The following is a 12,695-nucleotide window of genomic DNA, read 5'->3' as shown; positions in this document are numbered from 1 at the left end:
GGTAAGCATATCAAAAGCTATTCCGGATACATAGTGATGCAAGTTTCAGCATGTAACATCGCCTATCTTTCTGAATCTACGGCTATTAGCGAGGGGTCACACACTTATCGATACGGCGCTGGTATAACAGAGGGCTAAAAATTTGTTACCGTCACAGTATGGCAAGGCGTTGCGCCGCCGGCTGTGACGCTATTCATCGTTTTTGACCGAGGGGAGAAAAATGGAGCTGTTTCTGTTGAGCAACGGCAAGCTGTCTGGCGAAGCCGAGCTGCTGGGGTACGCCAAAAGCCAACTGCTGGCGATGATTGCGCGCCGCGGCATCAAATCCGCCGTCTTTATCCCTTACGCGCTGATCCGTTACGACTACGATCGGCGCGCGCAGGAGCTGGCGCAAACATTGGGCATTGAAGTCACCAGCATTCACCACGCCGCTTCACCGGCGGCGGCGATCGCGCAGGCCGAATGCATTTTGGTCAGCGGCGGCAACACCTGGTTGCTGAACCAGATGTTGCACGAACAAAGCCTGATCGTGCCTATCCAGCGCGCGGTGCGCGAGCGTGAAGTGCCTTACGTCGGCTGGAGCGCAGGTTGCAACGTGGCGACGCCGAGCATTCGCACCACCAATGACATGCCGGTGCGCTGCAGCGTGGTGTTGCCGGCGCTGGGGTTGTTCCCGGTGCAGATTAACCCGCATTACATCGATGCGCACATCAGCGGCCACATGGGCGAAACCCGTGACGAACGTCTCGCGGAGTTCTGTGCGATCAACCCGAGCGAATCGGTAGTGGCGTTGCGTGAAGGCAGTCTGTTGCACGTTGAAGGCAATGCGCTGCGTTATTTCAGCGCCAACGGGCAGGGCTTTAAGGTGTTCCGCCACGGCGAAGAGACGCGCGAATATCAGGATACGCGCGCACTGGCTGCGCTGGTGCCGTTCAACTGCGGCTGAGAGCCCCCCGGCAACGGGCGGCGTTAACAAAATTGCAGCAACAACCTTGAAGAGGGCTTATAATGCCCTCCCCACTGGCCGCTATAATGATCAGCATGAAATACCGTGACTTACGCGATTTCCTCTCGTTGCTGGAGAAGAGAGGGGAACTAAAACGCATCAGCCAGCCGATCGATCCTTACCTGGAAATGACGGAAATTGCCGATCGCACCCTGCGGGCGGGCGGCCCGGCACTGCTGTTTGAAAACCCGAAAGGGTACGACATGCCGGTGCTGTGCAACCTGTTCGGCACCGCCAATCGCGTGGCGATGGGCATGGGGCAGGAAGACATCAGCGCGCTGCGCGAAGTCGGCAAACTGCTGGCGTTCCTCAAAGAACCTGAGCCGCCGAAAGGTTTCCGCGATCTGTTCGACAAAATACCGAAGTTCAAGCAGGTGCTGAACATGCCGACCAAGGTGCTGGGATCCGCGCCTTGTCAGGAGCAGGTATGGCAGGGCGATGATGTCGATCTGGGCCGCATTCCGGTGATGCACTGCTGGCCGGAAGACGCCGCGCCGCTGATCACCTGGGGGCTGACGGTGACCCGCGGCCCGCATAAGGAACGGCAAAACCTCGGTATCTATCGTCAGCAGGTGCTGGGCAAGAATAAAGTGATTATGCGCTGGCTGTCGCACCGCGGCGGCGCGCTGGATTACCAGGAGTGGTGCCAGGCGCACCCCGGCGAGCGTTTCCCGGTTGCGGTGGCGCTGGGCGCCGACCCCGCCACTATCCTCGGCGCGGTGACGCCGGTGCCGGATACCCTGTCTGAATATGCCTTTGCCGGGCTGCTGCGCGGCAATAAAACCGAAGTGGTCAAGTGCCTTTCCAACGATCTGGAAGTGCCCGCCAGTGCCGAAATCGTGCTGGAAGGCTATATCGAGCCGGGTGAAATGGCGCCGGAAGGCCCCTACGGTGACCACACCGGTTACTACAATGAAATCGACCAGTTCCCGGTATTCACCGTCACGCACATCACCCAGCGTCGCAACGCGATTTACCACTCGACCTACACCGGCCGGCCGCCGGATGAGCCGGCGATCCTGGGCGTGGCGCTGAATGAAGTGTTCGTGCCGATCCTGCAAAAACAGTTCCCGGAAATCGTTGATTTTTATCTGCCGCCGGAAGGGTGCTCGTATCGCCTGGCGGTGGTGACCATGAAAAAACAGTACGCCGGCCACGCGAAACGCGTGATGATGGGCGTCTGGTCGTTCCTGCGGCAGTTTATGTACACCAAATTTGTTATCGTCTGTGACGATGACGTCAATGCGCGCGATTGGAATGACGTGATTTGGGCGATCACCACACGAATGGATCCGGCAAGGGATACGGTTCTGGTGGAGAATACGCCGATCGACTATCTGGACTTCGCCTCGCCGGTTTCCGGACTGGGTTCGAAGATGGGGCTGGACGCCACCAACAAATGGCCGGGTGAAACCGATCGCGAATGGGGCCGTCCGATTCAGATGGATGAAAAGGTACGTGCGCGCGTCGACGAAATCTGGGATGAGCTCGCAATTTTCAGTGACAGGGAACCGACGTTATAGCGTCAGGCCCTGTTCTCAGCTTTGCATTGATGACCCGACAGAGGGAACGCATGACAATATTGAGCTGTAAAGTGACCTCGGTAGAGGCCATTACCGATACGGTTTATCGGGTACGTCTGGTGCCCGAGCAGCCGTTTTCTTTCAAGGCAGGGCAATATCTGATGGTGGTGATGGACGAGCGCGACAAACGTCCGTTCTCGCTGGCATCAACCCCGACGCAGCAAGATTACATCGAGCTGCATATCGGTGCTTCGGAGCTGAATCTGTACGCCATGGCGGTGATGGATCGCATTCTGAAAGAGCAGGCGATCACCGTCGATATGCCGCACGGCGACGCCTGGCTGCGGGAAGAGGGCAGCCGTCCGCTGGTGCTGATTGCCGGCGGCACCGGCTTCTCCTATGCGCGCTCAATCCTGTTGACCGCGTTGGAGCAGCAGCCCGATCGCGACATTTCCATCTACTGGGGCGGGCGTGAGCTGAAGCACCTGTACGATCTGAGCGAGCTGGAAGCGCTGTCGGTGCAACACCCGAACCTGAAGGTGATCCCGGTGGTCGAGCAGCCGGAGGCGGAATGGCGTGGCCGCAGCGGCACCGTGCTCAGCGCGGTGTTGCAGGATTTCGGCACGTTGGCGGAGCATGACATCTACATCGCCGGGCGTTTCGAGATGGCGAAAATCGCCCGCGAGCGTTTCTGCGCCGAGCGCGGCGCGCAGGAAGCGCATATGTTTGGCGACGCGTTTTCGTTTATCTGACAGAGGCGATGCGCAGTGAACGGGGTGGCCGAGGGTCGCCCCGTTTTTATTTGGGCGTCGGCAAATTTCAGGCATAAAAAACCCGCCCCTGACAGGCGGGAAGAACGGCAACTAAACTTGGCGGGATGCCGCGATTTGAAGTGGTGACGCGGTCATCCCAAGATAGACACAGCTAAACGCGTTCAAACACGGTGGCGATACCCTGGCCCAGGCCGATGCACATGGTTGCCAGGCCGAACTGCGCGTCGCGACGTTCCATGTTGTTCAACAAGGTGGTCGAGATGCGGGAGCCGGAACAGCCCAGCGGGTGGCCGAGCGCGATGGCGCCGCCGTTCAGGTTAATCTTGTCGTCGATGCTGTCCATCAGCCCCAGATCCTTGATGCACGGCAGCGACTGGGCGGCGAACGCTTCGTTCAGCTCGAACAGATCGATGTCCTGCACGCTCAGACCGGCGCGTTTCAGCGCCAGCTTGCTGGCCGGCACCGGGCCGTAGCCCATGATGGAAGGATCGCAGCCGACGACCGCCATCGAGCGGATGCGGGCGCGGGCTTTCAAACCGAGCGCTTTGGCGCGTGATTCGCTCATCAGCAGCATGGCGGAAGCGCCGTCCGACAGGGCAGAAGAACTGCCGGCGGTGACGGTGCCGTTCACCGGATCGAACGCCGGACGCAGGGCCGACAGGCTTTCGACGGTGGTTTCCGGGCGGATGACTTCATCAAAATCGTAACGGGTCAGCACGCCGTCGGCGTCGTGGCCGTTGGTCGGAATGATCTCGTTTTTGAAGTAACCCGCCAGCGTCGCCGCATGTGCGCGTTGGTGGGAGCGCGCGGCGAACTCATCCTGCATCTGGCGGCTGATGTTGTGCATCTTGGCCAGCATTTCAGCGGTCAGCCCCATCATCCCGGCGGCCTTGGCTACGCTGCGGCTCAGGCCCGGATGGAAATCCACGCCGTGGTTCATCGGCACATGGCCCATGTGTTCCACGCCGCCGATCAGGCTGATGTGCGCGTCGCCAACCATGATGGCGCGCGCCGCGTCGTGCAGCGCCTGCATCGAAGAGCCGCACAGGCGGTTGACGGTCACCGCCGGCACACGGTGCGGGATCTCGGCCAGCAGCGCGGCGTTGCGGGCGATGTTGAAGCCTTGTTCCAGCGTCTGCTGCACGCAGCCCCAGTAAATGTCATCGATCTCGTCGGCGTTCAGCGCCGGATTGCGGCTCAGCACTTCACGCATCAGATGAGCGGAGAGATCTTCGGCGCGCACCTGGCGGAAGGCGCCGCCCTTGGAGCGGCCCATCGGCGTGCGTACGGCATCAACAATAACTACGTTTTCCATCTTTATGACCTCATGCCGGTTGGCGGGTTGCGACGTCGGACAGCGGTGTCGCCACCGGGTAGTAGCTTTCATTGCGTTCGGCCTTGGCGCGCAGACCGGCCGGCACTTGATACAGGGCGCCGAGGTGTGCGTAACGCTGGGCCAGCTCAACGTAGTTGGCGGTGCCGAGCGTATCCAGGTAGCGGAACGCGCCGCCGTGGAACGGAGGGAAACCGATGCCGTAGACCAACGCCATATCGGCTTCGGCCGGGCTGGCGACGATCTTCTCTTCCAGGCAACGCACCACTTCGTTGATCATCGGGATCATCATGCGCGCAACGATCTCTTCGTCGCTGATGGTCTGGCGCGGTTGGCTCACTTCGGCCAGCAGCGCATCGGTCTGCTCGTCGTTGTCCTTGCGCGGCTTACCTTTGTTGTCCTGGCTGTAGCGGTAGAAGCCCAGCTGGTTTTTCTGACCGAAGCGCTGGTTGTCGAACATCACGTCAATGGCGTCGCGATAGTCTTTGCTCATGCGCTCCGGGAAGCCGGCCGCCATTACCGCTTGCGCGTGGTGTGCGGTGTCGATGCCCACCACGTCGAGCAGGTAGGCCGGGCCCATCGGCCAACCGAACTGTTTTTCCATCACTTTATCGATCTGACGGAAGTCGGCGCCGTCGCGCAGCAGCAGGCTGAAGCCGGCGAAGTATGGGAACAGCACGCGGTTGACGAAGAAGCCCGGGCAGTCGTTCACCACGATCGGCGTTTTGCCCATGCGGCTGGCGTAGGCCACCACTTTGGCAATGGTCTCATCGCTGGTTTGTTCGCCGCGGATGATTTCGACCAGCGGCATACGGTGTACCGGGTTAAAGAAGTGCATGCCGCAGAAGTTTTGCGGACGCTTCAACGATTTTGCCAGATGATTAATCGGAATGGTCGAGGTGTTCGACGCCAGAACGGTGTCTTCGCCGATCAGGTTTTCCACTTCCGACAGCACGGCGGCTTTGACCTTCGGGTTCTCCACGACCGCTTCGACGATCACCTGCGCGCGCTCGATGCCGGCGTAGTCCAGCGTCGGCTGAATGGTCGACAGCACCTGCGCCATTTTCAGGCCATCCAGCTTGCCGCGTTCCAGCTGCTTATTGAGCAGCTTGGCCGCTTCGTTCATGCCTAACGTCAGCGATTTGTCGCTGATGTCCTTCATGATCACCGGCACGCCTTTCAACGCCGATTGGTAAGCGATGCCGCCGCCCATGATGCCGGCGCCCAACACCGCCGCCTGTTTCGGCGCGTCCACATTCTTGGCCAGCTTTTTCGCCTGGCCTTTCACGAACTGATCGTTAAGGAAGATGCCGACCAGCGCACGCGCTTCGTTGGAGCGCGCCAACGGCACGAAGCTGGCGGTTTCCAGTTTCAGTGCTTCATCGCGGCCCAGCTTGGCGGCGGCTTCAATGGTTTTCACCGCGGTCATCGGTGCCGGGTAATGTTTGCCGGCGGTCTGCAGCACCATGCCTTTGGCGGTGGTGAAGCTCATTGCCGCCTCGATCGGGCTGAGCTTCAGCGGCTCCAGCTTCGGTTGACGCGCGGCGCGCCAGTTCAGCTTGCCGTCGATCGCCTGTTGCAGCATGTTGAGCGCGGCTTCGGCCAGTTTTTCCGGCGCCACTACCGCATCGACCAGGCCGACTTTCAAGGCGTCTTTGGCGCTGACGTCTTTGCCGGCGGCGATGATTTCCAGCGCGCTGTCGTTACCCAGCAGGCGCGGCAGGCGGACGGAGCCGCCGAAGCCCGGCATGATGCCCAATTTGGTTTCAGGCAGGCCGATGCGCGCGTCCGGTGAGGCGACGCGGAAATCGGTCGCCAAAATGCATTCGCAACCGCCGCCGAGCGCATAGCCGTTAATGGCCGAAATGGTCGGCACCGGCAAATCTTCCAGCCGGTTAAAGACGTTGTTGGCGAATACCAGCCACTCCTGCAGCTTTTCAGCCGGCGCGGCGAACAGAGAAAGGAATTCGGTGATATCGGCGCCGACGATAAATGCGGCTTTGGTGGAGCGCAGTAGCAGCCCCTTGAGCTCTGGCTGGTTTTCCAGCACGGTGAGCGCTTCGCCCAGGCTGGCGACGGTGCGGGTGTCCAGCTTGTTGACCGAGCCCGGTGCGTTGAACACCAGCTCGGCGATGCCGTTATCGAGCCAGTGCAGTTGTAATGTTTCGCCTTGGTAGAGCATGTCTATCTCCTGAATCAGCGTATGATCTGGTATGACCAGATGAAGAGGAGTGTGGTTTTTATGTTAACAATATGCAAATGAGAGATTGCATTTTTGCTGGTCTGATCACATGTCGCCAAGTTAGTTTTTTGATTTGAAACGAAGTTATATTTTATGTGCTATCGGCATTTGCCGGAGCTTGTCGGCCCTCATACACTTGCTCGCAGCGAATGAACATTCAGACGAGGTTACGCATGACTAAGGCGGCTTGTGTTAAACGCAGCGGCTTATGGAGCATTCCCGCCAGAACCATGACGCTGGCGTGTCTGTTGGTGTTTATGGCGCAAATGGCGACGACCGTGTACTTGCCTTCGCTGCCGACGGTGATGCGGGAGCTGGCGATGAGCCGGCGCGCTACCGAGCTGTCCATTTCAATCTTCGTCATCGGCGCCGCCTTGCCGGTGCTGTTCTGGGGCGCAGCCGCCGATCGCTTTGGCCGCCGCGCGCCCCTGACGCTGTCTTTATTTCTTTTCATTGGCTGCAGCGGGCTGTTGGCGCTGTGCAGCAACGGCGCCCAATTGCTGACGCTGCGTGCGCTGCAGGGCGTGGGTGCCGGCGGTGCGGCGATCATCGCGCGCATCATCGTGCGGGATAACTGGAGCGGGGACGAACTGGCGCGGCGTCTGTCGGTGCTCTCCATCGCCTTTATCACCGCGCTGGGCGGCGGTCAGTTTATCGGTGGCCTGCTGAGCCAATATGCGCACTGGCAGATGGGCTTCGTCCTGATGGGCGCCACCGGTTTGATCATTCTGGCGCTGATGGCGACGCTGCCGCTGGAGGCGGGACGGGCTGGGGGCGTGCGCCCGGCGATGGCGGCAACCTACTTTGCCATCCTGCGGCGGCCTGGGTTCTTTTGGCCGGCCTGCGTCGGCGGGCTGGGGTTTGCCACCACGGTGACACTGCAGGAAGTGAGTCCGTTCGTCATGCAGCAGGAGTTTGGTCTCAACGTCACGGCGTTCGGCGCCCTGGGGCTGGTGATCGGCGTCGCCTACTTCAGCGGGGCGCTGACGGTGAACCGTACGGTGGCGCGTCTCGGCGGGAAAAAACTGATGCAGGCCGGCAGCGGCATCGTGGCGCTGGCGACGGCGGCGATCCTGCTGCTGTGGTGGAGCGGCGTCCTGGCCGGCCTTCCCGGCATGGCGCTGTTCATCGCGCTGTATTGCCTGACCATTTTTGGCCAGGCGGTGCTGTTTCCCAACAGCATGGCGATGGCGGTCAGCGATGCCAAAGAGTACGGCGCTTATGCGATGGCGCTGTGTGGCTTTCTGCAGCAGTGTCTGGCGGGCGTCGCCGCGGCCGGCGCGGTGTTGTTGGAACACCATGGCCTGTGGGCGCTGGCGATAGCGCTGCTCGGTTTGGGCGGCTGGTTAATGGTTAAGCTGCGGATGTAACGGCATTTGCAGGGAATTGCGAGCTGCTCCGCATGCCCAACGCGATGAGGTTGGTGCGTCGGAGCGCTGTGTTAAGATGGCTTCTTTCGTGCTAAGGCATAAGGGTACTGTGATGGAAACGCTGGCTTCTTTGTATAACGACCACCTGGCAGAACTGCAAAAACGCGCGCGTGAAGTGCTGGAGCGCAACAATTTGGATGCGCTGCTGATTCACTCCGGGGAACTGCAAAAGGTATTTTTGGACGACCATAGCTACCCGTTCAAAGTGAACGCGCATTTCAAAGCCTGGGTGCCGGTGACGTCGGTGCCGAACTGCTGGTTGTGGATAGATGGCGTCAACAAGCCGAAGCTGTGGTTCTACTCCCCGGTTGACTACTGGCACAGCGTAGAGCCGCTGCCGAACAGTTTCTGGACCAAGTCCCTCGAATTGATGCCGCTGGCCAACGCCGATGCGATCGCGCAGCAGCTGCCGCCGCAGCGTGAGCGCGTCGGCTATATCGGTTATGCCCAACAGCGCGCCCGCGATCTCGGCATCCCTTCGGAAAACATCAACCCGAAAGCGGTGCTGAACTACCTGGATTTCCACCGTTCGATTAAAACCGGCTATGAGCTGGCCTGCATGCGCGAAGCGCAGAAGACGGCGGTAACCGGCCATCGTGCAGCGCATGAGGCCTTCCTCTCCGGCATGAGCGAGTTCGACATCAATCTGGCCTACCTGACGGCTACCGGCCACCGTGATACCGATGTGCCTTACGACAACATCGTGGCGTTGAACGAGCACGCTTCGGTGCTGCACTACACCAAGCTGGATCATCAGCCGCCGGCCGAGTCTCTGAGTTTTCTGATCGACGCCGGGGCGGAATATAACGGCTACGCCGCCGATCTGACGCGTACCTATGCGGCGCAAAGCGGCAGCGAGTTCGCTCATCTGGTGAAAGATCTCAATAGTGAACAGCTGGCGCTGATCGACACCATTAAAACCGGCGTGCGTTACACCGACTATCATGTGCAGATGCATCAGCGCATCGCCAAGCTGCTCAAGAATCACAAACTGGTGAATGGCCTCAGCGAAGAGGCGATGGTCGAAACGGGTATCACCACGCCGTTCCTGCCGCACGGGTTGGGCCATCCGTTGGGCCTGCAGGTGCACGACGCCGCCGGTTTTATGCAGGATGAGCAAGGCACCCATCTGGCGGCGCCGTCCAGGTACCCATTCCTGCGTTGTACCCGCGTGTTGCAGCCGGGCATGGTGTTGACCATCGAACCGGGTCTGTACTTCATCGAGTCTCTGTTGGCGCCGTGGCGCAGCGGCGAGTTCAAGCAGCACTTCGCCTGGGATCGCATCGATGCGCTGAAACCGTATGGCGGTATTCGCATCGAAGACAACATCGTGATCCATGAAAAGCGCATCGAGAACATGACGCGCGATCTGAACCTGGCTTGATGCGGCCGTACCCGATACCGGCGGAAGCAACCTGCTTTACCGAAGAGATAAAGAAGAGCCGTTTCATCACCCTGCTGGCGCCGACCGGCGGGGTGGAGGCGGCAAAGGCGTTTATTCAGCAGGTGCGGGATGAGCACCCGGCGGCGCGGCACCACTGTTGGGCTTTCGTCGCCGGTAGCCCCGATGATTCGCAGCAGCTGGGGTTCTCCGACGATGGAGAACCGTCGGGCACCGCCGGCAAACCTATCCTCGCTCAGCTGATGGGCAGCGGTATCGGTGAAGTGACCGCCGTAGTCGTTCGGTACTACGGCGGTGTCAAGCTGGGCACCGGCGGGCTGGTGAAAGCTTATGGCAACGGTGTTCAACAGGCATTGAAGCAGCTGGCGCTGGCGCAAAAGGTGCCCGAAGCCGAATATATCTTGCAGTGCGACTATGCGCAGTTGGCGCTGGTGGAGAACTTGTTGCAGCAAACCGCAGGTCGGATCCTGCAGGGTGAATACGGCGCCGCCGTCGTGCTGCATTTGGCGCTGCCGGCGACTGAGGTCGAGCTGTTTGGGAATAAATTGCGTGATCTCAGTCGCGGTAATTTGCAATTAACCCCCATTTCGCAATAATCCTCCCAATTGAATTGCTAAGGATCGTGCTGAAATGCATTTTCGCGCCATAACCCGTATCGTTGGTCTGCTGGTCATCCTGTTCTCCGGGACGATGTTTATTCCCGGCCTGGTGGCATTGATTTATCGCGATGGGGCGGGGCGAGCGTTCAGCCAAACGTTCTTCGTGGCGTTGACCATCGGGCTGATGCTGTGGTGGCCGAACCGTAAGCAGAAACACGAGCTGAAGCCGCGTGAAGGTTTCCTGATCGTCGTGTTGTTCTGGACCGTGCTGGGCAGCGTGGGGGCATTGCCGTTCCTGTTTTCGGAACGTCCTAATTTGTCGCTGACCGACGCCTTCTTTGAATCCTTCTCGGGATTGACGACTACCGGCGCAACGACGCTGGTGGGGCTGGACTCGTTGCCTAAGGCCATCCTGTTCTATCGCCAAATGCTGCAATGGATGGGCGGGATGGGGATCATCGTGTTGGCGGTGGCGATACTGCCGATACTCGGCGTCGGGGGCATGCAGCTGTATCGGGCGGAAATGCCCGGGCCGCTGAAAGATAACAAGATGCGTCCGCGTATTGCCGAAACCGCCAAAACCCTGTGGCTAATCTATGTGTTGCTGACCGTCGCCTGTGCGCTGGCGCTCTGGGGGGCCGGGATGTCGGTGTTCGACGCCATCGGCCACAGTTTCTCGACCATCGCCATTGGCGGGTTTTCTACCCACGATGCCAGTATCGGTTATTACGCCAGCCCGACCATCAACACCATCATTGCCGTGTTCCTGCTGATTTCCGGCTGTAACTACGGTCTGCACTTCGCTTTGCTAAGCGGCCGCAGTCTGAAGGTCTATGGGCGCGATCCTGAATTCCGCATGTTTATCTTCGTTCAACTGACGCTGGTGGTGGTGTGCACGTTGGTGCTCTGGGGACATGGCGTCTATAAGAGCGGTATGGAAACGCTCAATCAGGCGTTCTTCCAGGTGGTATCGATGGCGACCACGGCCGGTTTTACGACCGACAGCATCGCCAAGTGGCCGCTGTTCCTGCCGATGCTGTTGCTGTGTTCGGCATTCATCGGTGGTTGCGCCGGTTCGACCGGCGGCGGCCTGAAGGTGATCCGTATTCTGCTGTTGTACCTGCAGGGCTCGCGCGAATTGAAAAGGCTGGTGCACCCCAACGCGGTCTATACCATCAAATTGGGCAATCGCGCACTGCCGGAACGTATTCTGGAAGCAGTGTGGGGATTCTTCTCCGCCTATGCGCTGGTGTTTATCGTCAGCATGCTGGCGATCATTGCGACCGGCGTTGATGATTTCTCCGCGTTTGCCGCAGTGACGGCAACGCTGAATAACCTTGGTCCTGGTCTGGGCGTGGTGGCGGACAACTTCACCACGATGCCGGCGGCGGCCAAGTGGATCCTGGTGGTGACGATGCTGTTCGGGCGCCTGGAAGTGTTTACATTGCTGGTGCTGTTCACGCCAACCTTCTGGCGTGAGTGAGCCTGTTATAAGGAGTACGCCATGAAGGCATTGATACTTTATTCGAGCCGTGACGGGCAAACACGTGCTATCGCTTCTTATATAGCAAGCAAATTGCAGGATACGCTGCGCTGTGAGGTTATCGATCTGTTGCAGGCGGAACAGATCGACCTTAGCCAGTATCAGCAGGTGATGATCGGCGCTTCTATTCGCTACGGGCACTTTAACCCGGTGCTGGATAAATTCGTTAAACGTCATGCCGAGCAGTTGAATCGGATGCCGAGCGCATTCTTTGCCGTCAATCTGACCGCGCGCAAACCGGAAAAGCGTTCGCCGCAAACCAACGCCTATACCCGCAAGTTCCTGTTGGCGTCGCCGTGGCAGCCAAAACAGTGCGCGGTGTTTGCCGGGGCATTGCGTTATCCACGTTATCGCTGGTTCGATCGCATCATGATTCAATTTATTATGCGTATGACCGGTGGAGAAACGGATACCAGTAAGGAAGTTGAGTACACAGATTGGCAGCAAGTCGATCGTTTCGCCCAGGAATTTAGCCAGATTCAGTACGAAAAGTGACAAAAATGCGGGTTTGGCCAGCGTTTTGCCGAAAAAATCCGCGCTTGAAAAGTTTTTTGCATTTAGGGGTTGCGGCCTGCCGAGAACTCCCTATAATGCGCCTCCACTGACCGGGAACAACGACTGACAAGTCGCCGGGTCAGCGAGAGGAAAGCGAAATAAACGCTTGACTCTCCGGGTGAAAAGCGTAATATACGCCACCTCGAGTTAGCAAGCGAAAGCGCCTAACTCACTGCTCTTTAACAATTTATCAGACAATCTGTGTGGGCACTCCACAAGACGATATCCAGCATCTTCGGATGCAAAAAAATATCAAGTCTTGAAGAGTGACTAACTGAAGTAAAATTCA

At 59.1% G+C, this 12,695-nt stretch carries 10 protein-coding genes; 8 read left to right on the top strand and 2 right to left on the bottom strand.

What is annotated here, in order from left to right:
* Window positions 1-220 precede the first annotated feature (220 nt).
* The 3 genes from pepE (at window position 221) to fre (ending at window position 3,281) form a co-directional block, all read left to right on the top strand.
* On the top strand, window positions 221-946 hold the full coding sequence (gene pepE, locus ACJ8IP_RS18695) for a dipeptidase PepE (RefSeq protein ID WP_033644964.1): 726 nt from the start codon (window positions 221-223) through the stop codon (window positions 944-946).
* A gap of 62 nt (window positions 947-1,008) precedes the next feature.
* Window positions 1,009-2,529 (top strand): 4-hydroxy-3-polyprenylbenzoate decarboxylase, encoded by a 1,521-nt coding sequence (ubiD, locus tag ACJ8IP_RS18690; protein ID WP_033644963.1) that lies wholly within the window; start codon window positions 1,009-1,011, stop codon window positions 2,527-2,529.
* A 50-nt stretch (window positions 2,530-2,579) separates the two neighbouring features.
* Window positions 2,580-3,281, top strand: a complete 702-nt coding sequence (gene fre / locus ACJ8IP_RS18685) for an NAD(P)H-flavin reductase (protein WP_033644962.1) — start codon at window positions 2,580-2,582, stop codon at window positions 3,279-3,281.
* A 172-nt stretch (window positions 3,282-3,453) separates the two neighbouring features.
* On the opposite strand, the gene fadA is transcribed toward fre, so the two are convergent.
* The gene (gene fadA / locus ACJ8IP_RS18680; RefSeq protein ID WP_033644961.1) at window positions 3,454-4,617 is read right to left on the bottom strand and encodes an acetyl-CoA C-acyltransferase FadA; all 1,164 of its coding nucleotides are present in this window, start codon (window positions 4,615-4,617) and stop codon (window positions 3,454-3,456) included.
* Between the two features lie 10 nt (window positions 4,618-4,627).
* The gene (fadB, locus tag ACJ8IP_RS18675) at window positions 4,628-6,817 is read right to left on the bottom strand and encodes a fatty acid oxidation complex subunit alpha FadB (RefSeq protein WP_033644960.1); all 2,190 of its coding nucleotides are present in this window, start codon (window positions 6,815-6,817) and stop codon (window positions 4,628-4,630) included.
* A 233-nt stretch (window positions 6,818-7,050) separates the two neighbouring features.
* Between fadB and ACJ8IP_RS18670 the strand changes: the two genes are divergently transcribed.
* From ACJ8IP_RS18670 to hemG, 5 genes are all read left to right on the top strand, one after another.
* Window positions 7,051-8,247: an MFS transporter gene (locus ACJ8IP_RS18670; protein ID WP_168177236.1), complete on the top strand. Its 1,197-nt coding sequence runs from the start codon at window positions 7,051-7,053 to the stop codon at window positions 8,245-8,247.
* 112 nt (window positions 8,248-8,359) lie between these two features.
* Complete coding sequence (gene pepQ / locus ACJ8IP_RS18665; protein WP_197752396.1) at window positions 8,360-9,691, top strand: Xaa-Pro dipeptidase; 1,332 nt, start codon at window positions 8,360-8,362, stop codon at window positions 9,689-9,691.
* Window positions 9,691-10,305, top strand: a complete 615-nt coding sequence (locus ACJ8IP_RS18660) for an IMPACT family protein (RefSeq protein WP_033652658.1) — start codon at window positions 9,691-9,693, stop codon at window positions 10,303-10,305. Before pepQ ends, ACJ8IP_RS18660 begins: the two co-directional genes overlap by 1 nt.
* A 34-nt stretch (window positions 10,306-10,339) precedes the next feature.
* Window positions 10,340-11,791: a Trk system potassium transporter TrkH gene (trkH, locus tag ACJ8IP_RS18655; protein ID WP_004934492.1), complete on the top strand. Its 1,452-nt coding sequence runs from the start codon at window positions 10,340-10,342 to the stop codon at window positions 11,789-11,791.
* A 21-nt stretch (window positions 11,792-11,812) separates the two neighbouring features.
* Window positions 11,813-12,346: a menaquinone-dependent protoporphyrinogen IX dehydrogenase gene (hemG, locus tag ACJ8IP_RS18650; protein ID WP_033652659.1), complete on the top strand. Its 534-nt coding sequence runs from the start codon at window positions 11,813-11,815 to the stop codon at window positions 12,344-12,346.
* Window positions 12,347-12,695 lie beyond the last annotated feature (349 nt).

Source organism: Serratia sp. CY52157 (assembly GCF_052168495.1).
Taxonomy (GTDB): Bacteria; Pseudomonadota; Gammaproteobacteria; order Enterobacterales; family Enterobacteriaceae; genus Serratia; species Serratia ureilytica.
The sequence above is the reverse complement of the archived record's forward strand: the minus strand, read 5'-3'. Positions and strand labels throughout refer to the sequence as shown.

What these genes read in the sequence shown, in the direction of transcription:
- fadA (WP_033644961.1), bottom strand. Translation starts at nt 4,617, where the DNA reads ATGGAAAACGTAGTTATTGTTGATGCCGTACGCACGCCGATGGGCCGC.
- ubiD (WP_033644963.1), top strand. Translation starts at nt 1,009, where the DNA reads ATGCCCTCCCCACTGGCCGCTATAATGATCAGCATGAAATACCGTGAC.
- pepQ (WP_197752396.1), top strand. Translation starts at nt 8,360, where the DNA reads ATGGAAACGCTGGCTTCTTTGTATAACGACCACCTGGCAGAACTGCAA.
- fadB (WP_033644960.1), bottom strand. Translation starts at nt 6,817, where the DNA reads ATGCTCTACCAAGGCGAAACATTACAACTGCACTGGCTCGATAACGGC.
- hemG (WP_033652659.1), top strand. Translation starts at nt 11,813, where the DNA reads ATGAAGGCATTGATACTTTATTCGAGCCGTGACGGGCAAACACGTGCT.
- fre (WP_033644962.1), top strand. Translation starts at nt 2,580, where the DNA reads ATGACAATATTGAGCTGTAAAGTGACCTCGGTAGAGGCCATTACCGAT.
- ACJ8IP_RS18660 (WP_033652658.1), top strand. Translation starts at nt 9,691, where the DNA reads ATGCGGCCGTACCCGATACCGGCGGAAGCAACCTGCTTTACCGAAGAG.
- trkH (WP_004934492.1), top strand. Translation starts at nt 10,340, where the DNA reads ATGCATTTTCGCGCCATAACCCGTATCGTTGGTCTGCTGGTCATCCTG.
- pepE (WP_033644964.1), top strand. Translation starts at nt 221, where the DNA reads ATGGAGCTGTTTCTGTTGAGCAACGGCAAGCTGTCTGGCGAAGCCGAG.
- ACJ8IP_RS18670 (WP_168177236.1), top strand. Translation starts at nt 7,051, where the DNA reads ATGACTAAGGCGGCTTGTGTTAAACGCAGCGGCTTATGGAGCATTCCC.